Source organism: Fodinicurvata sediminis DSM 21159 (assembly GCF_000420625.1).
GTDB lineage: Bacteria > Pseudomonadota > Alphaproteobacteria > Kiloniellales > DSM-21159 > Fodinicurvata > Fodinicurvata sediminis.
Map to the genome: position 1 here is coordinate 112,938 of NZ_ATVH01000013.1, position 24,647 is coordinate 137,584.

A 24,647-nucleotide genomic window follows, 5' to 3' on the forward strand; every position below is an offset into this window, starting at 1 on the left:
AACCGGTAAAGGATACTTCCGCGTCGTGGACAAAGAAGATCTGACAGAACTGCTGGAACTGGCCCGCGACCGCAGCTCGGAGGGGCGCCGCACCCTCGTGGCCACGATCGGAGACCTGTTCGAAGGCCAGGGCGAAGCGCTGACCGAGCGCGAACGCGCGCTGATGACCGACATTCTCAACAAGCTGATCCAGGAAGTGGAAGGCGTCGTCCGCCGGGAGCTCAGCCAGCGCCTGGCCGCACGTGAAGATATCCCCAGGGAACTGGTCCTGATGCTGGCCAACGACGAGATCGAGGTGGCCCGGCCCATTCTTCTGGCCAGCGAGGTGCTCAAGGACTCGGACCTGATCGAGATCATCCGGCACCGCAGCATGCAGCACCAGTTGTCCATCGCCATGCGCCGGAAGGTCAGCGAATCGGTTTCCGATGCCCTGATCGAGGCGGGACATGTGGATGTCATCAAGGCTCTTCTGGACAACCCCAACTCCCGTCTGTCAAACGCGGCCATGGAGTACCTGGTCGAGGAATCGCGGCGCGTCGATACCTATCAGGAACCGCTGGTGCACCGCAGTGACCTGCCGCAACCTCTGGCACGACGCATATGCCTCTGGGTCAGTGCCGCGCTGCGCTCGCACATCCTGGCAAATCACGAAATCGACCCCACGGAACTGGACGACCTGCTCGAAGCCATCATTTCCGACTCCAGCAACGAGAGCTTTGCGCGCGAGGAAATGCCGGAAAGCGCAGCGCGCGAGCTGGCACGTACCTACCGCGAGGAAGAGGAGCTCACACCGGAGTTCCTGGTGAAGGTCCTGCGCGAGGGGGAGGTTTCGCTGTTCGAGGCGCTTTTCGCAGAGATGAGCGGGCTGCGCATGCGCCTGATCCGGCGCATCGTCTATGAGCCAGGCGGCGAAGGACTGGTCATCGTTTGCCGGGCCCTCAAGATCGAGAAACCCGTTTTCACCTCGATCTTCCTGATGAGCCGCAAGGGCCGGCCGGGCGATCAGAAGGTGGATCCCAACGAACTTTCCCGTGTCCTGGTGCTGTTCGATCGGGTCAAGCCCGAGGCTGCCGAAGCCGTCCTGAAACGCTGGCGCAGGGATCCGGAGTATCTCTATGCCGTACAGTGCGTGGAATCGTCGCGCGGAAAATCACGGCGGGGCAGGTGAAGAAGTCCCGGCACCCCCCCGGCCGGCGGAAGCGAAGATCGGCAACGGAAGGACTCAAGTGATGTCCGGTAACGGACTGCATCTGACCTTTCCAGGCAAACAGGAAGGCATGGAAATGCGCGCAGGCCAGCGCACGCCAACAGACCTGACTGTCACCGCCCACGATCACCTGCTGGAGCAGGCGGCGCCCTTCTGTGTTGTGGACAGGCAGGGGCAGATCATCAGTGAGAACGCCGCTTTCGGAGAACTGCTGCCAGAATTGCTGAGCCGGGCCAATGGCGCCGACAACGGCCTTGGCCCGCTTGCCGCATTCTCCGAAGAAATCAAACAACTCCAGCTCTCGCAGGAACGCTGGAGTCCGGCCCTGGACAGCCGGCTGCGTATTGTGAATGGCGCAGGACAGGAACTTCATCCCCAGCTGCGGGCCTATGCGGATTCGGAAAATGAACTGCAGCTTTTGGTCGTGCGTTTCCTGCCCGACGAGGACACCACGCGCCTGAGGCGCCAACGCGCCGAAGCGCGTGAGCGTTTCGAGGATATCTCGCGGCTGGTTTCGGACTGGGTCTGGGAAACGGACCGGGATTTGAAGCTGACCTACATCTCGAACCGTGTCCTGGAAACCCTCGGCGCACACCCCCGCAGTTTCATCGGCCGCCCCCTCTCCGTCTTGTTCAGCGGCGACACCTCGGCCCTGGAGAACCTGACACGAGAATCGAGCAGGCATCCCTTCCGTGACCTGTCACTGATGGCAAAGACCACCGATGACAGTACACGTCATATCCTGGTCAGCGCCGTACCGGTCTTCAGCCAGACGGACGGTGTCTTCCAGGGCTTTCGTGGAACCGCGCGCGACATCACCGAATTGCTGTCGCGCGAAGCAGCCCTGCGCGAGAGCATCGAACTGGCCGAGAGTGCAAACAGGACCAAGAGCCAGTTCCTGGCCACCGTCAGTCATGAGCTGCGCACACCCTTGAATGCCATTATAGGCTTCTCCCAGCTTATGGAGACGGAAACCTTCGGCCCCCTGGGCAACGATACCTACAAGGGCTATGCACAGGACATCCTGCACAGCGCCCATCACCTGCTGGAACTCATCAATGACGTCCTGGACGTCTCCAAGATCGAGGCCGGGCGTATGGAGTTGAACGAAGAGCGCCTGGACTTCGCGCAACTGGTAACCTCGGCCCTGCGCATGGTGCGCGAAAAGGCCAGCGAGGTACAGATCAGCCTGGAAACGTCGATCGAGGACCTTCTACCTCCAATCCAGGGAGACATGCGCGCCCTACTCCAGGTCCTGGTCAACCTGCTGGGAAATGCCGTGAAGTTCACCAACGAGGGTGGCCAGGTCCACCTGCACGCCGGCCTCGACTCCGAAGGCTGCCTGGTCTGCCGGATCCGGGACAGCGGAATCGGCATGACGCCTGAAGAGATTGAGATTGCCCTGACGCCTTTCGGGCAGGTCGACAGCCAGCTTTCCCGGCGTTATTCCGGAACCGGTCTCGGCCTTCCGCTCACTCGTGGCCTGATCGAACTGCATGAGGGCGATCTGACGATCGACAGCACACCGGGAGACGGCACGAGCGTCACCTTTGTTCTACCGGCTTCGCGAGTGCTGCAGGCCTGACATGCAGCCCAGGCCACTGGCGCTATCACACGGGACGGGATAGCTTCCCCCGGAAGTCGAGGGGGAAACATCATCACTGCTTCGCACGACCAGTCTGAGTCATCCACCCGGAAACTGACCCAAACGAAGGCCTTCGCACGTGGCTTTCGCGACGGCCTGTCCGTTCCCGGCTTTGTCCTGATTTCGAGCTTCCTCGGGTTCGGCGCCCTGATCCGCGAAAGCGAGTTCACCCTGTTCCAGGGACTGTTGTCCACGGCAACCGGCTGGGCGCTTCCGGCGCAGATCGCCATGGTCGAACTCTATACCGCCGGCGCCTCCTTCCTGGTGATCGCCCTGGCCGTGGCGCTGACCAACGTGCGCCTGCTGCCCATGACGGTGGTTCTGATGCCGATATTGCGCAGTGCCTCAACTCCCCGATGGCTTCCCTATGTTGCCGTGCACTGGCTAGCGATCACAGGCTGGGCCCAGGCCCTGCGGGTTTGCCCCGAGCTCCCCCGTCCGGTTCGAATTGCCTATTTCATGGGGTTTTCCATGGTGCTCTGGCCAGGCGCCATGCTGGGCACCCTGCTGGGCTATTTCCTTGCCGGCAGCGTCCCGCTGGCTGTCTCCCTAGGCTTGGTCTTCCTGAATCCGATCTACTTCATGCTGGTCTTCGCCTCGGACCTGCGCATCAAGGCTCGTGTCTGGGCGCTTGGCCTGGGCGCCGTCCTGGGCCCTCTGCTGCACCTCTACCTGCCAGACATGTCGCTGCTGGTCACGGGCCTGGTTGCCGGCAGCCTGGCCTTCGTCATAGGCGGCGGCCTGTCCCGAAAGAAGCAGGGCGCATCATGAAGGAGACACTGACCAGCTGGGGGCCCTATATCGCGCTAGCAGTGACCTTCGCGGTGACCTATGGCTGGCGCTCCCTTGGCGTCGCTCTGTCCGGGCGCATCCGAACCGATTCACTGATCTTCGAATGGGTGACCTGTGTCGCCTATGCCCTGCTGGCCGGCCTGGTCGCCCGCATGATCATCCTGCCGCTCGGGGCCCTGGCCGAAACACCCGTCATCGATCGCCTGGGGGCTGCCTTGCTGGCGCTTGCCGTCTTCTTCCTGACGCGGAAGAATCTCTTCCTGGGTGTCTTCAGCGGCTTTGCGTGCCTCGTTCTGCTGACCTGGGGGCGTGCCGGCTTTGTGATCGGCTGAACTGGCTCAGGCAGCCGAATCGCGCAGCGCCTGGACACCTGGCAGTGTCTTGCCCTCCAACCACTCCAGGAAGGCCCCGCCGGCCGCCGAAACATAGGTCAGGCGATCCAGAACGCCGGCGCGCGCCAGCGCCGCCACGGTGTCTCCGCCGCCGGCCACCGACAGAAGCCGCCCCTCGGCCGTCAGGTCGGCCACCGCCTCAGCCACCACATTGGTGCCCGCATCGAAGGGCTGTGTCTCGAAGGCACCCAGCGGACCGTTCCAGACCAGCGTGTGGCAATCTCCCAGACGTTTGCGAATCTGCTCCGTGGTCATCGGGCCCACATCCAGGATCATGCGATCATCGGGCACATCACGCACCGCCACGACATCATGCGGCGTATTGGGTGCCAGCTTCTCGGCCACGACCGCATCGGTCGGCAGCAGGATATCGCAGTCGGCCTGCTTGGCACGACGGACGATATCCTCGACGGTTTCCGCCATGTCCTTCTCGCAAAGCGAAGTGCCCACGGGCACCCCGAAGGCGTGCAGGAAGGTATTGGCCATGCCGCCGCCGATCACCAACAGCTGCACCTTTTCCACCAGGTTGCCCAGCAACTCCAGCTTGGTGGACACCTTCGCACCCCCGACAATGGCGGCCACCGGTCGTTCGGGATTCTCCAGCGCTTTTTCCAGGTGCTCCAGTTCCTCCTGCATCAGCCGCCCAGCGGCAGCGGGCAGACGCCGCGCCAGGGCCTCCACCGAAGCATGCGCGCGATGGGCTGCCGAGAAAGCATCGTTGACGTAGAGATCGCCCAGTTCTGCCAGGCTGTCGGCAAAGGAATCGTCATTGGCCTCCTCGCCGGCATGGAAGCGCAGGTTCTCCAGAAGCAGCACCTCGCCGTCGTTCAGTTGACCCACCGCTTCCTCGGCCGCTGCACCAATGCAGTTGTCTGCGAAGAGCACCTTTCGCTCCTGCAGCAGGGCTTCCAGGGGTTGCAGCAGAGGGCGCAGCGACAGGGCAGGATCCGCCTTGCCCTTGGGACGTCCGTAATGGCTCAGCAAGATGACTTTCGCGCCGCGCTCCAGCAGGCCCTGCAGGGTCGGCAGGGCGCGCTCGATCCGGGTGGCATCGGTGACCACTCCGTTCTCCATGGGCACGTTGAAGTCGACGCGCACCAGGACGCGCTTTCCGGTAACGTCCAGGTCATCCAGGGTACGGAATACGCTCATGATCCTTCCTCTCTCGACTGAACAGGCTGGCCAGCCTCACTGCTCGCCACGGCGAAGCAAGGTTCCCACACCCTGGTCGGTAAAGACTTCCAGCAACAGGGCATGTGGGACGCGTCCATCCAGGATGACGGCGGCATCCACGCCCTCCTCGACGGCCGCGGTACAGGTCTGAAGCTTGGGCAGCATGCCCCCTTTGATCGTGCCATCCTCGGTCAGCTCCTTGACGCGCTCCAGGGACAGCTGTGTCTGAAGCTCACCGTTCTTGTCCATCACCCCAGCCACGTCGGTCAGCAGCAGCAGGCGTACGGCCCCCACCGCACTGGCCACGGCGCCGGCGACCGTGTCGGCATTGATGTTGTAGGTCTCCCCGTTGACGCCAACCCCTATGGGCGCGATCACGGGAATCATCCCGGCGCGTTCCAGCGCGCCCAACACCTGTGGATTTACGTGTTTCGGCTCGCCCACGAAGCCCAGATCCAGGATCTTCTCGATGTTGGATTCCGGATCCCTGTGGCTGCGGCGCAGCTTCTGCGCCTGGATCAGGCTGCCATCCTTGCCGGACAGTCCGATGGCCGTGCCGCCGGCCGAATTGATCGCATTCACGATGGCCTTGTTGATGGAGCCCGACAGCACCATCTCGACCACTTTTACCGTCTCGGCATCGGTCACGCGCAGGCCGTCGATGAACTCGCTCTGCACGGACAGACGAGTCAGCATCTCGCCGATCTGCGGCCCGCCACCATGCACCACGATCGGATTGATCCCCACCTGCTTCATAAGCACGACGTCCCGCGCGAAGATGGTGGCCAGCTCATCATCGACCATGGCATGGCCACCGTACTTGATGACCACGGTCTTTCCGGCATAGCGGCGCATGAAGGGCAGCGCTTCGGTCAGGGTCCGGGCCGTGCGCAGCCATTGCTTGGTTTCACCGAAGTTCTTCGATCCTGTCATGGGACTCCTCTCGACTCAGCGGCGCAAGCCTATCCCGACTGACGTGGCAATGCCACCGTCGCCAGTTCGGCGCGCAGCTCGGGAATGCCAAGCCCCGCCTGTGAACTGGTCACCATCACGTCCGGATGGGCGGCGGGATGGGTCTTCAGCTCGCTGGCCGTCGCCACGATGACCTGGGCCAGGGCCTCCTGCTTGATCTTGTCGCTCTTGGTCAGGACCGCCTGATAGGAAACCGCAGCCTTGTCCAGTTCCTTCATGATCTCGCGATCCGGCGTCTTCAGGCCGTGGCGTGAGTCCACCAGCAGCAGGATACGGCGCAGTTGAGGGCGCCCCTTCAGGTAGGCCCGGGTCAGGCGCGTCCAGCGGGCCACATCGGCCTTGGGCGCCTTCGCGTATCCATAGCCCGGAAGGTCGGACAGCATCAGGCGTCCACCCAGGTCAAAGAAGTTCAGCTGCTGCGTGCGCCCGGGCGTGTTCGACGTGCGCGCCAGGGTCTTCCGGCCCGTCAGCGCATTGACCAGGCTGGATTTCCCCACGTTGGACCGGCCCGCAAAGGCCACCTCCGGCAGGTCGCTGGCCGGCACCTGCTCGGCATCCACGACTGAAAGCAGGAACCGGCATTCGGCGGAGAACAGCAGGCGCCCTTCCTCCAGCCAGGCCTGGTCCGGGCTCTCCGAACCAGCTTCTTCGGCATCAGGATCCCGGCTATCCATGGCAGCTACTTTTTCTTCTTGCCCGTATTACCGGACCCCTTGTTGCCACCCGAACCCTTCTTCTGCTGCTGGTTCGCGGCTTTCTTCTCTCCCGCATCAGCCTTGCCATTCTCTTCATCGGCCGCGGCACCGTCCGTCTTGTCGCCGGCCTCGCCGCCAGCCGGGACCGCCGGCTGCGGGCTCGCCTTGCGGCCGATGGGAGCCCCCGCCTTCTTCATGATGACGTACTGCTGCATCACCGAAAGCAGGTTGTTCCAGGTCCAGTAGACCACCAGTCCTGCCGGGAAGCCGGCCAGGAAGAAGGTGAAGATCAGCGGCAGGAACATGAAGACCTTGGCCTGGACCGGATCCGGCGGCTGCGGGTTCAGCAACTGCTGGCCGTACATGGACAGGCCCATCAGGATCGGCCAGATACCGATGCTGAGAATCTCCAGTGGCCCCAGGTCCGGCACTGCATAGGGCAGCAGGCCGAAAAGATTCAGGATCGAGGTCGGGTCAGGCGCAGACAGATCCTGGATCCAGCCGAAGAAGGGTGCGTGCCGCATCTCGATGGTGACGAACAGCACCTTGTAGAGCGCGAAGAACACCGGGATCTGCACCAGGATCGGCAGGCAGCCCGAGGCCGGATTGGCCCCTTCCTTCTTGTAGAGCGCCATCATCTCCTGGTTCAGGCGCTGCCGGTCGTCCGAGAAGCGCTCCTTGAGCCGCATCATCTCGGGCTGCAGCTTGCGCATCTTCGCCATCGAGCGATAGGACTTGTTGGCCAGCGGGAAGAACAGGATCTTGATGAAGACCGTCAGGATCAGGATCGCAACGCCGAAGTTGCCCACCAGCCCGGCAATCCAGTGCAGCGCCAGAAAGATCGGTTTCGTCAGGAAGTAGAACCAGCCGAAGTCCACGGCCAGGTCGAACTTGGGAATGCCTTCCTGGTCGCTGTAACGATCCAGCAGCGTCACCTCCTTGGCACCGGCAAACAGCCGTGTCACCTCACTGGTCGTCTGCCCCTCGGACAGTTGCCGGCCATTGTAGAGGACGTCCGTCTGGTACTTGGCCTGGTTGTTGCGCCCGCTGTAGAGGAAGCGTGTCTCCACCTCCTGCTCCTGGTCGGGCACCATGGTGACCATCCAGTACTTGTCGGTGATGCCCAGCCAGCCGCCACGGGTCGTTGCGGAAATCCGTCCGTCGTCGCGCAGGTCGCCGTAGCTGATTTCGCGCAACTCGTCGTTCAGAACGCCGATCAAGCCTTCGTGCAGGATGAAGAAGTCGGTGGTCTCCGGCGTACCGGTACGTGAGATCAGGCCATAGGGCGCAAGCGTCACATTGCCGCCGCCCGTGTTCTCCACCTCCTGGGTGACCGTCACCATGTAGTCGCGGTCGATTGCATAGGTGCGTCGGAAGGTCAGCCCCTCACCATTGTCCCAGGCGATCGTGACCGGCGTGTCGGGGGTGAGTGTTTCACCTTCCTCGACCTCCCATTCGCTGTCCGACTGCGGAACGGGCACACCCTCGCCGCCGGCCGCCCAGCCGAAATCGGCATAGTAGGGGCGCGCCGAGCCCACCGGATCCAGCAGCTCGATGTTCGGGCTGCCCTCTTCGATGGTTTCGCGATAGCGCTTCAGGGTCAGGTCATCCAGGCGGCCGCCGATCAGGGAGATCGACCCCTCGACCTTTGGCGTTTCGATGGCGACACGCGGGCCGCTTTCCAGGATTTCGTCACGCGCGGCATCGGGATCGACATCGCTCAAGGCCTCGTCCAGGGCCTCCGGCCGCTCCTGAAGCTGTTGATTGCGCTCGGCATCCCCGGAGTCCATAGACGGGGCTTCCCCCGGCGTTTGCGACGCCGTCTCTTCCGTGGTTGTGCCTTCCTGGGCCTCCTCCTGCTGCTGTGGCTGCTCGATGAAGTACTGGAATCCCAACAGGATGACCAGAGACAGCAGGATGGCGAGGAAAAGGTTCTTCTGTTCCATGAGAGATAGCGGCTCCGAGGTGCTTCAGAAGGATCTGCGCGAAGCGGCGGGTGGCTCAGCGGAGGGATGGCAGGCTGGCTCCGCTCTTTCCGGTACGGGGTCGTATCCCATTCCTCCCCAGGGATGGCAACGTAAAATACGCCTGAGGGCCAACCAGCCGCCGCGCAAGGGTCCATGACATCGCAAGGACTGGATGGCATAGGCGGAACAGGTCGGGCTGTACCGGCAGGACGCCGGCAACAGCGGAGAGATGACCCATTGATAGAAACGCACCGGAACGATCAGTGCCCACACAAGCACCTGTCGCGTGATCCTGAGAAAGCCGGATTGGGTCATTGTTCCATTGCCACCTGTTTCCGCCTGTCCTTGCCCGAATTCCTGTGCTCGACCTGCTTCAGGGCCGAACGCAGGTCCGCAAGCAGGGCATCGAAGGGACGCACCGCCGTTTCTGAGCGCGCGATCAGGACATAGTCCGTCCCTGGCCGGCCGCAGGCCGGCAGGACTTCTGCCGCAGCCGCACGCAGCCGACGCCGGGCGCGATTGCGTATCACGGCATTCCCGACCTTGCGGCTGGCCGTCAGGCCGACACGCATGCCGCAAAATGGCGAAGCGCCCTGCCGATCCGACAGAGCGCCATTTTCCATTTCCCTTTCGCGCGCATAGACCTGGAGCACCAAGCCTGGCCGGGCCGCCTTGCGTCCACGCCGGGCTGCCCGAAGGAACTCGGACCGCTTCAGCAGCCGCCCTGCCTTCGGGACTGTAGCCATGGGCTCAGGCGCTCAGACGCTTGCGTCCCTTGCTGCGACGCCGGGCGATAACCTTGCGGCCATTTGCGGTCGCCATGCGGCTGCGAAAGCCATGACGGCGCTTGCGGACCAGCGCGCTGGGTTGATAGGTGCGCTTCACCCTACTTCTCCATCGGTGTTTGGCAGATTGCCGGGCTGTATAGAACCCGCTTGCCGGCCTGTCAATGTCGCCGGTGGGCAATGTCCGGACAGACCTGCTCACGAAACACTCACTGGGCCGAAGACTGCGGTTGCGGTTTCGAGGAAGGCTCTGCCTGCGATGTCCTGTCCCGGGAGTGGTACGAGCACGCCCGCAGATGCCTGTCTTCGATAGCGCGCAGCTGGATGCCCGGCCTGCCCGACTGCATCTTCTTTCGCTACGCGGGACTGCGTGTGGCCGTGCTTCATGCCACGCACAAGGCCAACAACAGCTTCGTGTTTCATTCCACACCAGGCCATGAAAAGCAGAAAACTCTCCAGGCACTGCAGTGTGACCTGGTCATAAGCGGCCATAGTGGACTGCCTTTCACCCAGCAGCTCGACAGTGGCATCTGGCATAACTCCGGCGTTATCGGCATGCCGGCCAACGATGGATCGACCAGCACCTGGTACGCATTGCTCGAGGCGGACGGAAACGGACTGCGCATCGAGCACCATCGGCTGACTTATGACCATCAGGAAGCAGCCAACCGGATGCTGTCGGTCGGACTGTCCGAAGCCTATGCCCGAACCCTGGAAACCGGCTTGTGGCCAAGCCTGGACGTTCTTCCCGAAAGAGAACTCAGTGATACCGGACAGTTCCTGCGACCCGTCTCGCAGGACCCGCATGAACCCGGTTTCATCTTCCGGCCCGGCGCACTCTCTCAAGCGGCAGGACTCACGCAATCGTGAACGTCAAGTGTCTTCAAGTTTCCAACCATTGCTTCCCACCTCGTAGCAGAAGCCAGATCACTGGAAACTCGACACTCGAAGGAGAAACAAGCATGACAAAACCAAGCAACGGCTTTCAGATCCACACGCCGGAAGATGCACCGGAAGAGTCCCGCGAAACCCTCAACAACATTGCCCAGGCCTATGGCTTCGTCCCGAATATTCTGGGCATAGCAGCTGAGTCGCCGGCGGCGCTCAAGGCCTATGCCACGCTCAACAGCCTGTTCAAGGAACAAGGATCCTTCTCCAAAACCGAATCGGAGATCGTGCTGCTGCTCATCAGTGCCTATCATGGCTGCGGCTATTGCGTCGCGGTGCACAGCACGGGTGCTGAGCGTTCAGGCGTGGATGCGGACACCGTGGAAGCGTTGCGGCAGGGTAAGGAGCTTCCCGATCCCAAGCTTCAGGCATTGGCTGTCTTCACCCGCCGCATGATCGATACCCGTGGGTGGCTCGAGGAAAGCGATATCCAGGCCTTTCTGGATGCCGGCTATTCACGGCGCCATATCCTGGACCTGATTACGGCTCTGGCGATGAAGACCATTTCCAACTACACGAACCACATTGCGGATACTCCTCTGGATGACGCCTTTAGCAAGAAGGCTTGGCAGAAGGCCAGCTGAAGCCTGCGGTTTCGGCCCCGGAAGCGCGCAAGTGGCTTCCGGGGCCAGCCTGCGACTAGCCTGCAAGGAATAGACTGGACTGCACGCACATATGACATCCAGACGCTTCAGCCCTCACATGCCTCTCACTGGAAGGTGAATGGCCTTGCGAAGCGTTTCACTCTAGGCTCGCCGTAAAGGATCAGCCCCACGGCTGAAAAGCCCTCCCAGGAACACGTGCAGATCATGTCGCAAAAGAACCCCCACCCACTTTCCCCGGGTACGCCGGGATCCGCTCCCAGCCTGAAGACGAAGCTGCTGCGCAGCCTGCCCCTGGGTTTGCTTCTGGTCACGGGAGCGCTGCTCTGGTTCGGCCTGGGTCTGGGGGATTACGTGTCCTTCGCCGCCCTGCAGGAACATCACGACCGCCTCGAAGCTTTCGTGGCCGCGAACTATCTTTTCGCCCTGCTGGGCTTCATGCTGCTCTATGCTCTGAATGTCGCCTTTTCCCTGCCGGTCGGCACCTTGCTGACCCTGGGGGGCGGCTTCCTCTTCGGCATTATTCCAGGCACCCTTGCCGTGGTGATCGCCGCCACGCTCGGGGCCATGGCGGTCTATTTGGCCGCGCGCACCGCCCTGGGCGAAGTCCTGAAGCGCCGTAGCGGAAGTGCCTTCGACAAGCTCCGCGCAGGCTTCCGCGAAGATGCCTTCAGCTACCTGCTGGTCCTGCGCCTGATCCCGCTGTTTCCCTTCTGGCTGGTCAACCTGGTGCCGGCCTTTGCCGGTGTACGCACTGGTACCTTCTTCTGGGCCACACTGCTTGGCATACTGCCGGGCACTCTGGTCTATGCATCGGCCGGCAACGGCCTGGGGCGCATTCTCGAGGCCGGGGAGACGCCGAATTTCGGCTTGGTTTTCCAGCCCGAGATCTTCGGCCCGCTGATCGGTCTGGCTCTGCTGTCCCTGCTGCCGGTTCTCTACCGCCGCTGGAGAGCACAGAGGCACGCCGGCAGCGAACAGGAAAGGCAGGACTCATGACACTACAGAAGACAGAGGAGACGACCTGCGACATCTGTGTCATCGGCGGCGGTTCGGCCGGCCTCTCCGTGGCGGCCGGGGCGTCCCAGATGGGCGCCGACACGATTCTGGTCGAACGCGGAGAAATGGGCGGTGACTGCCTGAACAGCGGCTGCGTGCCGTCGAAATCCCTGCTGGCCGCGGCGAAGGCGGCGCGAAGCGGCGCCAAGGCGGCAGCCTTCGGCATAGCTTACGACCCGCCCCGGATCGACTTCGAAGCCGTTCAGGCCCACGTACAGCAGGTCATTGCCGGGATCGCGCCCCATGATTCCGTGGAACGTTTCGAAGGGCTCGGCGTGCGGGTTCTGCGTGACAGTGCAAGCTTTCACTCACCCCATGAGCTTGTCGTCGGCGAGCAGCGCATCCGGGCCAGGCGCTTCGTCCTGGCCACAGGCTCGCGTGCCCTGGTACCGCCGGTATCCGGCCTTGCCGAGACCCCCTACCTGACCAACGAGAGCATCTTTGCGCTGAAGGATTGTCCGGACCACCTGATCGTCCTGGGCGGCGGGCCCATCGGCTGCGAACTTGGCCAGGCCTTCCGCCGCCTCGGCGCACGCGTCAGCCTTGTCGAAATGAACCGCCTGCTGCCCCGGGAAGACAGGCAGGCGGCAGAACTCCTGCGCGAACGACTGCAAGCGGAAGGCGTCGAGATTCACGAAAACGCAGGCATGTCCGCCGTCCAAAAGACGCATGATGGTATCCAGGCACAATTGAAGACGGAAAGGGGCGAAGCGACCCTGGAGGGCAGCCACCTTCTGGTGGCAACCGGACGGCAGCCTGTCACCGACGGTCTGAACCTAGAAGCCGCAGAGGTTATCCACGACAGCCGGGGAATCAAGGTGGACGCGCGCCTGCGCACCAGCAATCGCCGCATCTTCGCGGCCGGCGATGTCGCCGGCGGGCCACAGTTCACCCATGCCGCCAGCTACCAGGCCGGAATCATCCTGCGCAACGCGCTTTTCCGCCTGCCGGCAAGGGTCAACTACGCAGCGCTGCCGCGGGTGACCTACTGCACACCGGAACTGGCCCAGGTTGGATTGACCGTGGAAGAGGCGCAACAACAGGGGAAGAAGGTCGAGATCCTCCAGTCCACCTTCGCCGAAAACGATCGTGCACGCTGCGAGCACGCAACGGATGGCTTCATCAAGATTGTTGCCACAAGATCGGGCGCCGTCCTGGGGGCCACGATCATTGGTCCTCAGGCCGGGGAACTCATCCTGCCCTGGGGACTGGCGATCGCGCGAAGGATGAAACTCTCCGCACTTGCCGGTATCATCGCGCCCTATCCCACACTCTCGGAGATCAGCAAGCAGGTGGCCGGAAGCCATTACACACCCAAACTCTTCTCTTCGCGCACGCGCTGGCTTGTGCGCCTTCTCCTGCGACTGGGATGAGCGACAGGATGGCCTTTCACGGATCGCACGCATCGGAAGAGGAAACGGAACGACCAGAGGGAAAGGGAAATGGCCGGACTCCGCGCCGCTTCTCCCTGCCGCCGCTCCACAACAGCCTCTCCGCACGCCTGCTGCTGCTGACCATCGCCTTTGTCATGCTGGCCGAGGTGCTGATCTTTGCGCCCTCGGTCGCCAATTTCCGTCAGAACTACCTGGAAGAGCGCCTGGCCACTGCGCATCTGGCGGTCCTCTCCCTGGAAGCAACGCCGGACCTCATGATCGACGATGAGCTGACCTACGAGCTGCTCTCGCACGTGCCTGCTGAATCCGTCATGCTCTACCGCCCTGGCCGCACACCCTCACTGACCCTGGCCATGGAGGGCATTCCCGAACCCGAAGCCGTCTATGACCTGCGCGAAGCGGGTTTCTTCACATTGATCGGCGATGCCCTCATGACCTTGCTGCGCAGCGAGGACCGGCGAATCGAACTCTGGGGTGTCTCTCCAAAGGACAATGACTCCGTGGTCCGGATGGTCCTGATGGAAGGCCCGCTCTGCGAGGAAATGTGGGCCTTTGCCTGGCGCATCCTGGGTCTTTCGCTGCTGATCTCGGTGATCACGGCGGCGCTTGTCTATGTCACCCTGCTCTCTGTCCTGGTCCGCCCCATGCGGCGCATCACGGAAAACATGATCTCCTTTCGCCAGGATCCCGAGGACGAAAGCCGCATCATCCGTCCCTCGGACCGCCAGGATGAAATAGGTCTGGCCGAACGTCAGCTGCGTGACCTGCAGACGGCGCTGCGGGCCTCCCTGCACCGCAAGACGCGGCTGGCCGCCATCGGCGTGGCAGCCACGAAGATCAATCACGACCTGCGCAACATCCTGTCTACCGCGCAGCTTTCTTCGGACAGTCTGGCGGAAAGCGAGGACCCGAACGTACGCCGGGCCTTTCCCAAGCTCATGCAGACCCTGGACCGGGCGGTCGGGCTTTGCAGCCACATCCTGAACTTTGCCCGCGAGGGGCCCATTCACCTGGAGATCGCGCCCCTGGACCTTCAGGGACTTCTGGACGAAGTGGGCACAAGCCTGCAGCAGGACCAGGAGGACGAACGCGACTGGCAGGTTCACCTGCCCGACAGCCTGAACCTGAACGGCGATCGTCAGCAGCTCTACCGCGTCTTCATGAACCTGGCACACAACGCCTATCAGGCCGGTGCCACCAGGGTCGAGGTCCAGGGACAGGTCGAGGACAACAATCTCTGCCTGGATATCGGCGACAATGGACCCGGCCTGGCCCCACGCACGCGAGAGCGACTGTTCCAGCCTTTCGCGGCCTCGGCGCGCAGTGGAGGCACGGGCCTCGGGCTGGCGATCGCCCGGGAAATCCTGCGCGCCCATGGCGGGGACATCAGGCTGCTGCGCTCCGATGCCCAGGGCACCAGCTTCCGGCTTACGCTACCGCTTTCAGCGAACGGCAACGGACCGGCTCATTAGCTCGCCATCCGGATCTTCACGGGACTCTGAAGCCATACCGAAAACGGGTCGTGCCACGCTTTTGAGTTGGCACGACCCGCATCGAGGGAAAGTGAAGACTTTCCTTCACTCAGCAGCAAGGCTCAACGACCGTAAGCCCGCGCACGCCCTTCGACAGTGGAGGGATCATCACTCATCCCACGATATCCATTGAAATCACCATAATCGCGAAAGCCGGGCCGGGCCGCATACTGCGGGCCATCTTGCCGTGATCCGAACCGGGCCTTGTTGTTGATAGATCCCTCGCCGCTATAGCCCTCAAGACTGAGGTTCATGGCCAACCGGCTGCCAAATCCAGTACCAGATGCGTCAAACGAGGGACGGCTTGCTCCAGAATGGAAGGCCGTCACAGTGGCGACACTTCCACCTTCATAGCCTTCCAGGCCGGGATTGTTCTGGGCCAGAGCAGGCAACGAAAAGGCAGCGATCAGGGCAAACCCAGCGAGAGGCAAGTATATTTTGTACATTTTGTGGTTCCTTTGGCATGTGTTGCGCAAAGACAGTCTCGTCTTAAAACCGTCTTGCCGTGCAGCCCAGATAGTCCACTTCCAATAACTCAGCCAGTTAATTATTTCCATTGTATATAAATGACACAGATTATTAAAATCATCACAGGTAATTATTCATGATTTTGGCACAATTAATAAGTATAGATGTTAATATTTTCTTTTACTTACACTTAATAGCGTGAACGGCAGCGGTTTATCGAAAAAGAACATGCTTGCAAGGTCAACGTTCGCCTCCCACCCCCTTCAACGCCATCACAGGCTTCATGGGTCCTAATGTGGGCTGCGCGACTTTTGCATGGATCCATGCTGGCGCCCACCTGACTTCTCGCTCCCGAAGGCCTCACTGAAACGTGAATTGTCCATCTCAAGGACAGCTTGCATCTATTGTTCAGCAACAGGCTTTCGGGCCGTTCAGCATCGGAGGGCCGTCTTCTTACCGGCAGGGAATCTCGAAGATCGTGACGGCCTGAGCGGCGACATTGAAATTATTCAAATTTCATTGGGGCGAACCATGAACCAGAATAAATACTCTCACATACTATTGGTTGATGATGATGAAGAACTCCGGTCTTCTATCTCGGATCAACTTGAAATATACGATGAATTCACGACCGAGCAATCTGGCACCGCTTCGGAGGCCCTAGGGCGCATAAGATCAAACCACTATGACGCCCTTATTCTCGACGTCGGCCTGCCCGATATCGATGGGCGCGAGCTCTGCCGTCTGGCGCGGCAGGCCGGTATCGGAGCTCCCATTATCATGCTGACCGCCATGGACAGCGATGCCGACACTGTCCTGGGGCTTGATGCCGGTGCCAATGACTACATTACCAAGCCATTCCGACTGAACGTGCTGGTGGCACGCCTTCGTGCGCAGCTCCGCCAGCACGAGCAGAGCGTCGATGCCGTCTTCTCCATCGGAGCCTACAGCTTCCGCCCCGCCACCAAGCTTCTGGTCACTCAGGAAGGACAGAACAAGATACGATTGACCGAGAAGGAAGCGCAAATTCTCAGGCATCTCTATCGGGCCGGGGGCAAGCCCATCGACCGCGAAACACTGTTGGCAGAGATCTGGGCCTACAAGCCCGAAGTCACGACCCATACGCTGGAAACCCATATCTACCGCCTGCGGCAAAAGATCGAAACCAATCCTGAACAGCCCAGGATCATTGTCACCGAAGGCGATGGCTACTGTCTGCTCTGTTGAGCCACCCGGATCCTGGAACCCGTGCACCCAGCCACCTCTGCCTCAGGCTCACATGGATCTGTCACCTTTTCTTGCGCGCGTTTGCGAAGTCCATCGCCACACCCGCAATCAGAAGCACGAACCCCAATCCTTCCAGAAGCACGTGATAGGACCCCAGCAGGGCATAAAAGATCAGCACGGCCCCTGCACACACCAGGATCAGCGGCAGGATGCTGCGGTGCTTCGGATAGCCGGCTGCTGTGGCGAGCACGGCAACAGCCGTGGCACTCAGGATGGCGGCGGCCCAAAGCGTTTCGTTGACGGCCAGGCTGATTCCCGGAAGGGAGAGCACCAGCACCAATCCCAGAGTGCCGTAGCAGGACAGAAAGGCCACCAGGGCAGCCAGTGCCCCGACCAGGCTTGTTTTCCTGCGCCCCTTCAGCCTTTCCGGTCCTGCTGCACCCATGAGTCCACACTCCCTCAAACGGTGGCCGAACTCAGGCCGGGTTGCGCGCCGTGACCATCCAGGAACTGGACCCGAGGACAATCCCTTCCTCGGTTTCGTGGCGAGCCAGTTCCCGTTTCAGGGCCGCGGCAATCTCGTCATGCCGATGTTCGGCAATCTCGCCGGCTTCCCGATAGACCTCGCCTGCCGGCCCCAGGGCCAGCTGGAAATCCACGGCTTCGTCCGCATTGCGCCCGACCAGCAACGGCGCGTCGATCCGCTCGAAGGATATGTCGTCGTAGCCCGCGACCTCCAGCTGCTTGGTGACCACGTCGCTGTCGGCCATCGAGAAGGGCCCGGGCCCGCAGGTCCGGGCATCCTCCCCCGGCGGGGGCAGGAAATCCTTGATGATGGACTTGGGCAGCCCAAGCCAGGGATTGTCCTCGATATCGCGCCAGACGATCATCGTCATCGTGCCGCCGGGTTTCAGGCTTTTGCGCATGTTGCGCAGGGCGGCAACGGGGTTTTCGAAGAACTGCGTCCCGAAACGGGAAAAGCAGAAATCGAACGTCGGCTCGAAGGGGTGGTTCTGAACATCGGCCTCCACGAAGCTCACGTTCTCGACCTGCGCCTTTCGTGCATCCTCCCGGCCGAAGGCAAGAAAGCCCTCGCAGCAATCGATGCCGAGCACCGAGCCTTTCGGACCGACCCGGCGGGCCAGCTCGATGGCCGTATCGCCGAAGCCGCAGCCAACATCCACCACATGGTCGCCCTCGCGAACGGGAAGCTTCGGAAAGACCCGCTCGCTGTGGTGGGTCAGGCCGTCCACCAGGATATGCCGCCAGCGCACGAACTTCGGAACAAGAAATTCGTTCCAGAAATCGACGTATTCATTCCTTTCATCCTGATTTACCGCTTCACTCATGGCTGATCCTCCCAATTTGGGGTATGCGCCCGCTTGGCGTCAGAAACCCCGCTCAAATTCAGAAACTCAGTGTTGCCGCTCCAGCCTGGATGCGTTCATGCATGGGGCTGGCCCCGCTGATGACGACCCCATCCAGAAGATCTGCTTCGCTGTAGCCACGTGCCTTCACGCAGGGTGTGCAGGCCCAGAGGACCTCACCGCGCTGAAGGAAGTCCTGGACCAGCCCGGCAAGCGGCTCGAGCGGCTCGAACCTGACGTTGTCGGCGGCCTTCTTGCGGACGATGTCGACCGCCGAACTGGTCAGGAAGATCGAGACCTTCAGGCCGGCGCTGATCCCGCCGTTGGCCACGGTGAAACCGACGGACGCCCGTTCCTCTTCCGGACCCTGGGTCATCAGTACGATCAATTCTCTATTCGTTTCGGCCATTGCTTGGCTTTCCCTGTTCCCATGTTCGACTGCCAACAGTCTGGACAAGACAGGAGGGAAAGTCTTTGCGCTGGAGGAAGCGGGTCTTCGCATTCCGCGAAGTCAGGATTGCGCCCCCATACTCAAACCATTGGGATGAGCGCGTGTCCCGCCTAGTGCACCACGGTCTTGGAAAAGAGGTTGATGACCAGCACACCGGCCGTGATCAGTCCCAGGCCAATCAGGGCCGGCGCGTCGAGGGACTGGCGGAACCAGAAGAGCCCGACCAGGGTAATCAGCACCACACCCAGACCGCTCCAGATCGCATAGGCCACTCCCACCGGCATGCTGCGCAGGGTAAGCGCCAGGAAGTAGAATGCGCCGGCATAAGCCACTGCGGTGACCACAGAGGGCATGGGGCGGGTAAAGCCGTCCGACAGCTTCAGGGCCGAGGTGCCTATCACCTCGAAAACGATCGCGATCACGAGATAGAGATAAACCATGTTCTTGTCCCTCGAACATTGGGGGATTGCGCCTTCACTGGCGCAGGGGGATACACAAATCTACTTACCCCTTCCCGCCGGCGACATCATTCCCCCTTGGCCCACAGAGCAGGGCCGTTACAATGATTCACTGAAGTTTCGAGCGAAAGGACAGGAAGGACCTCATGGGCAAGGCAGTTGTCGGCTTTCTCGCAATCCTGGTCGCGTTGGGCGGTCTGGCCGTCGCGGCGAACAGTGGCGTGGGCGTCACCTACCACATCGGACTGGCCGTGACGGTCCTGGGCATCCTGGTCACCTTCGGCGCCATAAAGCTGCACTACGACGAGGTCGAGAAAACCCTGCCGCACGGCCCCGAGTCCTCCACCGCACAGAAAGCAGACTCCACACCCGAATCCGGTGACAGCCCTTCCGAGGACAGCACCTCCGATAGCTTCGTGGGCATCCCGGCGTCCGCGCACCTCCCGGCGTCTTACACCTCGGATCGCGAACCTTTCCTGGATACAGCCGCCCGGCGTTGGCTCAAGGGTGCAGGCGTGGGGCTGCTGGGTCTCTACGGCCTGTTCCTGGCCGCGGGCGCTTCTGGAGGTTTCGCCTACTACGGCGGCCTGGCCCTGACCCTGCTCTGCGTTCTGGGGATCTTCCGGATGATCGGCGCAGCCACCGGCGATGCAGCGGACAGCGATGCCCCGCTGATGCCCGTACCCGACAGCGGGATCAAGTGCTGGTTTGCCGGTGTCGCCTCGGGCCTGATCGCGCTCGTCGCGCTGTTTCAGGCGGCAGCCAGCGTGAACGGTCCCGGCTATTATATCGGGATGATGGTTGCCGTCGCCGCCCTGTTCTACATCTTCCATCTGATGAAGGTCGGTTACGACCGACTGGAGCAGCACAACTGAACGCCCAGTCCAACGCCCAGTCCTGAGTTCAGTCCAGGGCCAGCACCAGCGCCTTGAGATAGGCACTTTCCGGTAAACCGGGATGCAGGGGGTGATCGGGGGCCGCACCGGCTGAACGCAGGATTCGGGCCCGGCGCCCCGCATCCTCGATACCGCGGCGCACCTGCTCTGTGAAGCGCTCGCCTTCCACGTGGTGCGAGCAGGAACAGATCACCAGGTAGCCGCCCTCGGCAACCTGTGCCGCCGAAAGGCGCGCCAGCTTGCGATAGGCTCTCAGGCCCTGGGGCAGATCCTTCTTCGCCTTCACGAAGGCCGGAGGATCGGCAATCACCAGGTCATGGTCTTCGCCTTTGCGGGAAAGGTGTTCAAGCGCGGCAAAGGCATCGGCCTTGCGGAAATCGCAACGGCCGTCGACGCCGTTGGCCGCTGCAGCCTGACGCGCCAATTCCAGGGCCGCTGCCGAACGATCCACCAGGGTCACCTGCTCGGCACCCCCCAAGGCCGCCTGCAATGCGAACCCGCCGGAAAAGCTGTAGAGATCGATGACACGCCTGATCCCGGCTCCCTTCACCAGGCGCCGGACGAATGCGCGGTTGTCCCGCTGGTCGTAGAACCAGCCGGTCTTCTGTCCGCCTGCGCTGTCGGCCAGGTAAATCGTTTGGTTCTCGCGTACCTCCAGAGGGCTCGGGAAGTCCCCCCTCAGGCTTTCCACCTCCTGCTCCAGGCCTTCCAGCTGGCGGGCCGAGGTGTCGTTGCGCAGCAGCAGGTGTTTCGGCGCCAGGACGCGATCGACCGCCTCCAGCAACTCAGGACGCAAGGCCTCCATGCCGGCGCTGTTGATCTGCAGCACCAGGCTGTCCCCGAAGCGGTCCACGATGGTTCCGGGCAGGCCGTCGGCTTCGGCATGTACCAGGCGATAGAAGGGCTGTTGGAACAGGGCCTGCCTGAGCGCCAGGGCCCGGCGCAAACGGCCTTCAATGAAGGTGCTGTCGATCACGTTGTCAGCCTTGCGGCTGATCCGCCGGGCGGCGATCAGGGGATGCCGGTTGAACAGGAAGATTCCCAGCGCCTTTCCATTCGCGGTCTGCAGACGCACCGGCACACCAAGCGGCAGCCCGCGTGCCGTCTCGTCCATCTCGATCTCGTTGGAAAAGGCCCAGGGATGACCTTGCTGAATGCGGCGCTCCACCTTGGGTTTCAGGCGCACCACCGCGTAATCGGAAACTGTTGTCTGCATGGCGCGGCAGGATAGCGCTGCAAAGCCGCCTGTCCAGCAGGATCAGGCAGGCTTCTGCTGCTGCCCGGCTCTGGGAATCATCGTGAGCAGGAAGACCAGCACCATGACCGCCGACACCAGCATCATGGCGGACATGGCCTTCGGGCTGCCGTCATGCAGTTGCCCCACGGCGACGCCGGCCAGGGCCGCGGCGCCCATCTGCAGGAATCCAAGCAGTGAGGAGGCCGCACCCGCCATGCGCGGATAGGGACCGATGGCTCCGGCCATGGAGTTAGGCATCACCAGTGCCGTCCCGCCGAAATAGATCACCGCGGACGCCACGACGCTATAGACATTGTCGATATCCAGGAAGGCCGTGGCCATGCCATAGCCGGCTCCCAGAAGGCCCAGCAGGCTACCGACAAGGATCATGCGGGACTTGCCCAGGCGCACCGACATCCGGCCACTGAAGAAGCTGCCAGCGATATACCCCATCACCGTGACCGCAAAACAGACCCCGAAGGCATCCGGGCTCAGCCCGTATTCATCGATCAGGGTGAAGGAGGAGCCTGAAATGAAGGAAAAGAGTCCGGCAAAGCTGGCCGCGCACGCAAGACTGAAGCCAAGATAGCTGCGGCTGCGCGCAAGCGTTCCATAGTTCACGAGAATTCGGGCGGGCTGCACGGCCGTCGGATCCGGATAGCGGTTCGTCTCCGGCAGCAGGCGATAGACGCCGTACAGGCAGGTCAGGCCGAACAGGAAAAGCGTGATGAAGGTGGCCCGCCAGCCGAACAGCAGGGTGACATAACCGCCGATAAAAGGACCGACAGCCGGGGCCAACGCCATGGCCATGGCCACGTAGGACAATGCCTGGGCGGCACGGTCGGGCCCATAGATATCCCGTACGATGGTTCGTCCCAGGACCGGGCCTGCACCTGCGCCAACAGCCTGGAAGAAGCGCGCCAGGATCAGGTTCGGTCCGTCCGTTGCCAGGGCGCAGGCCAGAGTCGCCAGCAGATAGAGAGCGATCCCACCCTTCAGGACCGGCCGGCGGCCGAAGCGATCGCTGAGCGGCCCATAGATCAGCATGGCCACGCAGAAACCGGCCATGAAGACCGAGAGGGTCAGTTGGGCATCGCCCGTGGACATGCCCAGCACCTTGGAAAGGATGGGAAGGGCCGGTAGATAGAGGTCCGTGGACAGCGGGCCGAAGGCCACAAGCCCGATGATCAGGACCAACAGGACACGATTGTTGGATAGGGACATGAAAACCCGGACGCTGTTCTTGTGTTCTGGCGCGCCAAGCTAGTACAGCCGGCCAGAGTGACCGAGTGTCCATCCCACAAGGCACCTATGCAGGCAGCGATCCGACCGGCACACCCGCACGTCGCAGCGCTGCATCCGCTCACGCGTCCTCGTCACAATCGCAGCCACGCCGTCCCGTCAGCCAGGGCCGGATCACCAGAAAGGCGCGATAGAGCCCTTCCGCCAGCCAGATGAAGGGCGGCAGGCCCACCAGTGGCGCCAGCCAGCGAAATCCGGGCAGATAGCGCCAAACCTCCACGAAGGCCCGTGCCCCGCTCAGCAGGCGGCCATCCGGACAGCGCACATAGATCCGCCGTAGCGCCTCACGGCGCGGTAGGCCCTCGGCCACCATGCCCCGGCTGTCGCGCGAAACGTCGTGCCAGGCAATCCGGCCTGCCCGATCCAGCCGGGCATAGAAGGCCACCTCGCGCTGGCACAGCGGACAGGCCCCATCATAGAAAAGCGTCAATCGTCGATCGTCTGACATGGTAGCTCTCGACATAGCATGATGGCTTCGCTAGGGAAGCACAAAGCTTGGACCCGGAGGCATGGATGGCGGATATCGGTATCGGAATTGTGGGCTGTGCAGGGCGCATGGGCAAACGCCTCGTGACCCTGGGCAGCGAGACGGAAGGCTGCCACCTTTCAGGCGGCACCGTACGGCCTGGAAGCGAGGCGAGCGGCCGCGACATCGGCGAACTGGCCGGGGTGAGCCGACTCGGCGTTCCTGCCGGCGAAAGCGCAGCGGAACTGTTCCGTGCAAGCGATGTGGTCATCGACTTCACCACACCCGAGGCGGCCAGCGAGAACGCCCAGTTGGCGGCCGAACACACCACGGCCCTGGTGGTCGGCACCACCGGCCTGGCGGACAAGCAGAAGTCCGACCTGGAAGAGGCCGGCCGCAAGGTTCCGGTGGTCTATGCGCCCAACATGAGCCTGGGCGTGAATCTGCTGAGCCTGATGGTCGAACGCGTGGCCGCCGCCCTGGACGAAGACTTCGATATCGAGGTTCTGGAGATGCACCATCGCCACAAGGTGGATGCCCCCTCGGGCACCGCGTTGGCCCTGGGCGAGGCCGCCGCCCGCGGCCGTGGCATCGACCTGGAACCACATGCCCAGCGTGTGCGCGACGGACACACGGGCCCACGCAAGCGCGGCGACATCGGTTTTGCTACCCTGCGCGGCGGCGATGTGGTGGGCGAGCATTCCGTGATCTTCGCCACCACCGGCGAGCGTCTTGAATTCGCCCACAAATCCGGCGATCGGGACATCTTCGCCCGCGGCGCGATAAAGGCCGCGCTCTGGACCAAGGGCAAGGGCGCCGGCTTCTACAGCATGCGCGACGTCCTGGGACTCTGACCCTCTAGCCTGCCGCGCCCCGCGGCATCGCAGCTCCAGAGCGCACCCGGTCCCCAGAACGCACCCGGTCCAGGGCGGCCTGGAGCGCCTGGGCCAGGCTCAGGCGTTCCTCGGCCGTCAGGAAGGACCCGATCACAAGGCTCTTGCCATGGGTGCGCAGGCTCAGCTGGCTGTCATGCTCTGGCGGATCGCGCATGTCGACGCGCAGCCAATAGGGCTGCAGGCGCCAGCGTGTCTCGCCGCCCCAGTGATTGACGCGCCGCACCACCAGGTCGTCGCGCGTCAGCACCAGTTGCTCGAACATGCGCGCGCGCCGGTAATTCACCCGAAAGGCGATATAGACCAGCAGGAACTCCAGTCCCATGAAGCCGACGACGGGCCAGGCCCCGGCCAGGAAGAAACCTAGCCCGGCACAGAAACCGAATCCGGCGATCAGGCTCATCAGGAGCAGGAACCCGCGCGGCGACAGGCTTCGATGCGGCACCAGCACCGCATCGAACAGGATATCCTCGGCTGCGACCTCGTCCTGGCGGCTGTGGGCCGCAAGCTGTCCCGGTGTGTCGATCTGCGGAAAATCGGACATACCTCATGATATGCCGCTTTCGGCAGCCGCGTAAAGCTGTCGCCTGGCCATTTGCTGATGTGATAGACAGGATAGATCATCCCGACACTGAAAGAACGCTGATCCCCTCGCGAACTTTCCGGCTTCAGGGATGCAGCGGCGCCGTGTATGCCGTATAGACAGTTGAACGCACTCT

At 62.4% G+C, this 24,647-nt stretch carries 28 protein-coding genes; 12 read left to right on the top strand and 16 right to left on the bottom strand.

The window, feature by feature from the left end; genetic code table 11:
* Positions 1–25: 25 nt before the first annotated feature.
* From G502_RS0105555 to G502_RS0105570, 4 genes are all read left to right on the top strand, one after another.
* Positions 26–1,168, top strand: a complete 1,143-nt coding sequence (locus G502_RS0105555) for a DUF2336 domain-containing protein (RefSeq protein ID WP_026989109.1) — start codon at positions 26–28, stop codon at positions 1,166–1,168.
* Between the two features lie 61 nt (positions 1,169–1,229).
* The gene (locus tag G502_RS21340) at positions 1,230–2,792 is read left to right on the top strand and encodes a PAS domain-containing sensor histidine kinase (RefSeq protein WP_022727669.1); all 1,563 of its coding nucleotides are present in this window, start codon (positions 1,230–1,232) and stop codon (positions 2,790–2,792) included.
* 114 nt (positions 2,793–2,906) lie between these two features.
* On the top strand, positions 2,907–3,623 hold the full coding sequence (locus G502_RS0105565) for an AzlC family ABC transporter permease (protein ID WP_081649698.1): 717 nt from the start codon (positions 2,907–2,909) through the stop codon (positions 3,621–3,623).
* Positions 3,620–3,976 carry an AzlD domain-containing protein gene (locus G502_RS0105570; protein WP_022727671.1) on the top strand — a complete coding sequence of 119 codons (357 nt, stop codon included), beginning with the start codon at positions 3,620–3,622 and terminating at the stop codon, positions 3,974–3,976. Before G502_RS0105565 ends, G502_RS0105570 begins: the two co-directional genes overlap by 4 nt.
* A gap of 6 nt (positions 3,977–3,982) precedes the next feature.
* Here G502_RS0105570 and G502_RS0105575 read toward each other — a convergent pair whose 3' ends face one another.
* From G502_RS0105575 to rpmH, 7 genes are read right to left on the bottom strand one after another with little or no spacing between them, the layout of a single operon-like run.
* Positions 3,983–5,188, bottom strand: coding sequence for a phosphoglycerate kinase (locus G502_RS0105575; protein ID WP_022727672.1), 1,206 nt, complete (start codon positions 5,186–5,188; stop codon positions 3,983–3,985).
* Between the two features lie 36 nt (positions 5,189–5,224).
* Positions 5,225–6,142 (bottom strand): acetylglutamate kinase, encoded by a 918-nt coding sequence (gene argB / locus G502_RS0105580; protein ID WP_022727673.1) that lies wholly within the window; start codon positions 6,140–6,142, stop codon positions 5,225–5,227.
* Between the two features lie 29 nt (positions 6,143–6,171).
* Positions 6,172–6,855 (bottom strand): ribosome biogenesis GTP-binding protein YihA/YsxC, encoded by a 684-nt coding sequence (gene yihA / locus G502_RS18805; protein ID WP_022727674.1) that lies wholly within the window; start codon positions 6,853–6,855, stop codon positions 6,172–6,174.
* A gap of 5 nt (positions 6,856–6,860) precedes the next feature.
* Positions 6,861–8,822, bottom strand: a complete 1,962-nt coding sequence (gene yidC, locus G502_RS18810) for a membrane protein insertase YidC (RefSeq protein ID WP_022727675.1) — start codon at positions 8,820–8,822, stop codon at positions 6,861–6,863.
* A gap of 24 nt (positions 8,823–8,846) precedes the next feature.
* Positions 8,847–9,158, bottom strand: a complete 312-nt coding sequence (yidD, locus tag G502_RS21920) for a membrane protein insertion efficiency factor YidD (RefSeq protein WP_081649699.1) — start codon at positions 9,156–9,158, stop codon at positions 8,847–8,849.
* Positions 9,155–9,589 (bottom strand): ribonuclease P protein component, encoded by a 435-nt coding sequence (gene rnpA / locus G502_RS0105595; protein ID WP_022727676.1) that lies wholly within the window; start codon positions 9,587–9,589, stop codon positions 9,155–9,157. The genes yidD and rnpA overlap by 4 nt, the downstream gene beginning before the upstream one ends.
* Positions 9,590–9,593: 4 nt before the next feature.
* Positions 9,594–9,728 carry a 50S ribosomal protein L34 gene (gene rpmH, locus G502_RS0105600; RefSeq protein WP_022727677.1) on the bottom strand — a complete coding sequence of 45 codons (135 nt, stop codon included), beginning with the start codon at positions 9,726–9,728 and terminating at the stop codon, positions 9,594–9,596.
* 80 nt (positions 9,729–9,808) lie between these two features.
* Here rpmH and G502_RS18815 point away from each other — a divergent pair, with 80 nt between their 5' ends.
* The 5 genes from G502_RS18815 (at position 9,809) to G502_RS0105625 (ending at position 15,103) form a co-directional block, all read left to right on the top strand.
* Positions 9,809–10,498, top strand: coding sequence for a metallophosphoesterase family protein (locus tag G502_RS18815; protein ID WP_022727678.1), 690 nt, complete (start codon positions 9,809–9,811; stop codon positions 10,496–10,498).
* 92 nt (positions 10,499–10,590) lie between these two features.
* On the top strand, positions 10,591–11,160 hold the full coding sequence (locus tag G502_RS0105610) for a carboxymuconolactone decarboxylase family protein (RefSeq protein ID WP_022727679.1): 570 nt from the start codon (positions 10,591–10,593) through the stop codon (positions 11,158–11,160).
* 225 nt (positions 11,161–11,385) lie between these two features.
* A complete protein-coding gene (locus G502_RS0105615) occupies positions 11,386–12,177 on the top strand; it encodes a TVP38/TMEM64 family protein (protein WP_026989111.1) in 792 nt (263 codons plus the stop codon).
* Entirely contained in the window at positions 12,174–13,610 is a 1,437-nt protein-coding gene (locus tag G502_RS0105620; protein WP_022727681.1) for a dihydrolipoyl dehydrogenase family protein, read from the top strand. Before G502_RS0105615 ends, G502_RS0105620 begins: the two co-directional genes overlap by 4 nt.
* A gap of 8 nt (positions 13,611–13,618) precedes the next feature.
* Positions 13,619–15,103 (top strand): sensor histidine kinase, encoded by a 1,485-nt coding sequence (locus tag G502_RS0105625; protein ID WP_022727682.1) that lies wholly within the window; start codon positions 13,619–13,621, stop codon positions 15,101–15,103.
* Between the two features lie 122 nt (positions 15,104–15,225).
* Here the strand turns inward: G502_RS0105625 and G502_RS0105630 are convergent, their stop codons facing one another.
* Positions 15,226–15,609, bottom strand: a complete 384-nt coding sequence (locus G502_RS0105630) for a hypothetical protein (protein WP_022727683.1) — start codon at positions 15,607–15,609, stop codon at positions 15,226–15,228.
* A gap of 553 nt (positions 15,610–16,162) precedes the next feature.
* Between G502_RS0105630 and G502_RS0105635 the strand changes: the two genes are divergently transcribed.
* Complete coding sequence (locus G502_RS0105635) at positions 16,163–16,858, top strand: response regulator transcription factor (protein ID WP_026989114.1); 696 nt, start codon at positions 16,163–16,165, stop codon at positions 16,856–16,858.
* A gap of 61 nt (positions 16,859–16,919) precedes the next feature.
* Here G502_RS0105635 and G502_RS0105640 read toward each other — a convergent pair whose 3' ends face one another.
* The 4 genes from G502_RS0105640 to G502_RS0105655 form a co-directional block, all read right to left on the bottom strand.
* Positions 16,920–17,303 (bottom strand): MerC family mercury resistance protein, encoded by a 384-nt coding sequence (locus G502_RS0105640; RefSeq protein ID WP_022727685.1) that lies wholly within the window; start codon positions 17,301–17,303, stop codon positions 16,920–16,922.
* Between the two features lie 31 nt (positions 17,304–17,334).
* Positions 17,335–18,207: a class I SAM-dependent methyltransferase gene (locus tag G502_RS0105645; protein WP_022727686.1), complete on the bottom strand. Its 873-nt coding sequence runs from the start codon at positions 18,205–18,207 to the stop codon at positions 17,335–17,337.
* A gap of 58 nt (positions 18,208–18,265) precedes the next feature.
* Entirely contained in the window at positions 18,266–18,634 is a 369-nt protein-coding gene (locus G502_RS0105650; RefSeq protein ID WP_022727687.1) for a DsrE family protein, read from the bottom strand.
* Positions 18,635–18,786: 152 nt separating this feature from the next.
* A complete protein-coding gene (locus G502_RS0105655) occupies positions 18,787–19,116 on the bottom strand; it encodes a DMT family transporter (protein WP_022727688.1) in 330 nt (109 codons plus the stop codon).
* A 164-nt stretch (positions 19,117–19,280) separates the two neighbouring features.
* Here G502_RS0105655 and G502_RS18820 point away from each other — a divergent pair, with 164 nt between their 5' ends.
* Positions 19,281–20,009, top strand: coding sequence for a hypothetical protein (locus G502_RS18820; RefSeq protein ID WP_022727689.1), 729 nt, complete (start codon positions 19,281–19,283; stop codon positions 20,007–20,009).
* A 28-nt stretch (positions 20,010–20,037) separates the two neighbouring features.
* Here the strand turns inward: G502_RS18820 and G502_RS0105665 are convergent, their stop codons facing one another.
* The 3 genes from G502_RS0105665 to G502_RS0105675 form a co-directional block, all read right to left on the bottom strand.
* Positions 20,038–21,246, bottom strand: a complete 1,209-nt coding sequence (locus G502_RS0105665) for a class I SAM-dependent rRNA methyltransferase (protein WP_022727690.1) — start codon at positions 21,244–21,246, stop codon at positions 20,038–20,040.
* A 42-nt stretch (positions 21,247–21,288) separates the two neighbouring features.
* The gene (locus G502_RS0105670) at positions 21,289–22,491 is read right to left on the bottom strand and encodes a multidrug effflux MFS transporter (protein WP_022727691.1); all 1,203 of its coding nucleotides are present in this window, start codon (positions 22,489–22,491) and stop codon (positions 21,289–21,291) included.
* Between the two features lie 139 nt (positions 22,492–22,630).
* Positions 22,631–23,017: a thiol-disulfide oxidoreductase DCC family protein gene (locus G502_RS0105675; protein WP_022727692.1), complete on the bottom strand. Its 387-nt coding sequence runs from the start codon at positions 23,015–23,017 to the stop codon at positions 22,631–22,633.
* 74 nt (positions 23,018–23,091) lie between these two features.
* Between G502_RS0105675 and dapB the strand changes: the two genes are divergently transcribed.
* A complete protein-coding gene (gene dapB, locus G502_RS0105680; RefSeq protein ID WP_026989115.1) occupies positions 23,092–23,889 on the top strand; it encodes a 4-hydroxy-tetrahydrodipicolinate reductase in 798 nt (265 codons plus the stop codon).
* A 4-nt stretch (positions 23,890–23,893) separates the two neighbouring features.
* Here the strand turns inward: dapB and G502_RS18825 are convergent, their stop codons facing one another.
* Positions 23,894–24,472 carry a DUF2244 domain-containing protein gene (locus G502_RS18825; RefSeq protein WP_022727694.1) on the bottom strand — a complete coding sequence of 193 codons (579 nt, stop codon included), beginning with the start codon at positions 24,470–24,472 and terminating at the stop codon, positions 23,894–23,896.
* Between the last annotated feature and the right edge of the window lie 175 nt (positions 24,473–24,647).

Excerpts from the sequence above, each read along its gene's own strand:
- G502_RS21340 (WP_022727669.1), top strand. The coding sequence starts at position 1,230 with ATGTCCGGTAACGGACTGCATCTGACCTTTCCAGGCAAACAGGAAGGC.
- G502_RS0105570 (WP_022727671.1), top strand. The coding sequence starts at position 3,620 with ATGAAGGAGACACTGACCAGCTGGGGGCCCTATATCGCGCTAGCAGTG.
- G502_RS0105575 (WP_022727672.1), bottom strand. The coding sequence starts at position 5,188 with ATGAGCGTATTCCGTACCCTGGATGACCTGGACGTTACCGGAAAGCGC.
- argB (WP_022727673.1), bottom strand. The coding sequence starts at position 6,142 with ATGACAGGATCGAAGAACTTCGGTGAAACCAAGCAATGGCTGCGCACG.
- yihA (WP_022727674.1), bottom strand. The coding sequence starts at position 6,855 with ATGGATAGCCGGGATCCTGATGCCGAAGAAGCTGGTTCGGAGAGCCCG.
- yidC (WP_022727675.1), bottom strand. The coding sequence starts at position 8,822 with ATGGAACAGAAGAACCTTTTCCTCGCCATCCTGCTGTCTCTGGTCATC.
- yidD (WP_081649699.1), bottom strand. The coding sequence starts at position 9,158 with ATGACCCAATCCGGCTTTCTCAGGATCACGCGACAGGTGCTTGTGTGG.
- rnpA (WP_022727676.1), bottom strand. The coding sequence starts at position 9,589 with ATGGCTACAGTCCCGAAGGCAGGGCGGCTGCTGAAGCGGTCCGAGTTC.
- G502_RS18815 (WP_022727678.1), top strand. The coding sequence starts at position 9,809 with ATGTCCGGACAGACCTGCTCACGAAACACTCACTGGGCCGAAGACTGC.
- G502_RS0105610 (WP_022727679.1), top strand. The coding sequence starts at position 10,591 with ATGACAAAACCAAGCAACGGCTTTCAGATCCACACGCCGGAAGATGCA.
- G502_RS0105615 (WP_026989111.1), top strand. The coding sequence starts at position 11,386 with ATGTCGCAAAAGAACCCCCACCCACTTTCCCCGGGTACGCCGGGATCC.
- G502_RS0105620 (WP_022727681.1), top strand. The coding sequence starts at position 12,174 with ATGACACTACAGAAGACAGAGGAGACGACCTGCGACATCTGTGTCATC.
- G502_RS0105625 (WP_022727682.1), top strand. The coding sequence starts at position 13,619 with ATGGCCTTTCACGGATCGCACGCATCGGAAGAGGAAACGGAACGACCA.
- G502_RS0105630 (WP_022727683.1), bottom strand. The coding sequence starts at position 15,609 with ATGTACAAAATATACTTGCCTCTCGCTGGGTTTGCCCTGATCGCTGCC.
- G502_RS0105635 (WP_026989114.1), top strand. The coding sequence starts at position 16,163 with ATGAACCAGAATAAATACTCTCACATACTATTGGTTGATGATGATGAA.
- G502_RS0105640 (WP_022727685.1), bottom strand. The coding sequence starts at position 17,303 with ATGGGTGCAGCAGGACCGGAAAGGCTGAAGGGGCGCAGGAAAACAAGC.
- G502_RS0105645 (WP_022727686.1), bottom strand. The coding sequence starts at position 18,207 with ATGAGTGAAGCGGTAAATCAGGATGAAAGGAATGAATACGTCGATTTC.
- G502_RS0105650 (WP_022727687.1), bottom strand. The coding sequence starts at position 18,634 with ATGGCCGAAACGAATAGAGAATTGATCGTACTGATGACCCAGGGTCCG.
- G502_RS0105655 (WP_022727688.1), bottom strand. The coding sequence starts at position 19,116 with ATGGTTTATCTCTATCTCGTGATCGCGATCGTTTTCGAGGTGATAGGC.
- G502_RS18820 (WP_022727689.1), top strand. The coding sequence starts at position 19,281 with ATGGGCAAGGCAGTTGTCGGCTTTCTCGCAATCCTGGTCGCGTTGGGC.
- G502_RS0105665 (WP_022727690.1), bottom strand. The coding sequence starts at position 21,246 with ATGCAGACAACAGTTTCCGATTACGCGGTGGTGCGCCTGAAACCCAAG.
- G502_RS0105670 (WP_022727691.1), bottom strand. The coding sequence starts at position 22,491 with ATGTCCCTATCCAACAATCGTGTCCTGTTGGTCCTGATCATCGGGCTT.
- G502_RS0105675 (WP_022727692.1), bottom strand. The coding sequence starts at position 23,017 with ATGTCAGACGATCGACGATTGACGCTTTTCTATGATGGGGCCTGTCCG.
- G502_RS18825 (WP_022727694.1), bottom strand. The coding sequence starts at position 24,472 with ATGTCCGATTTTCCGCAGATCGACACACCGGGACAGCTTGCGGCCCAC.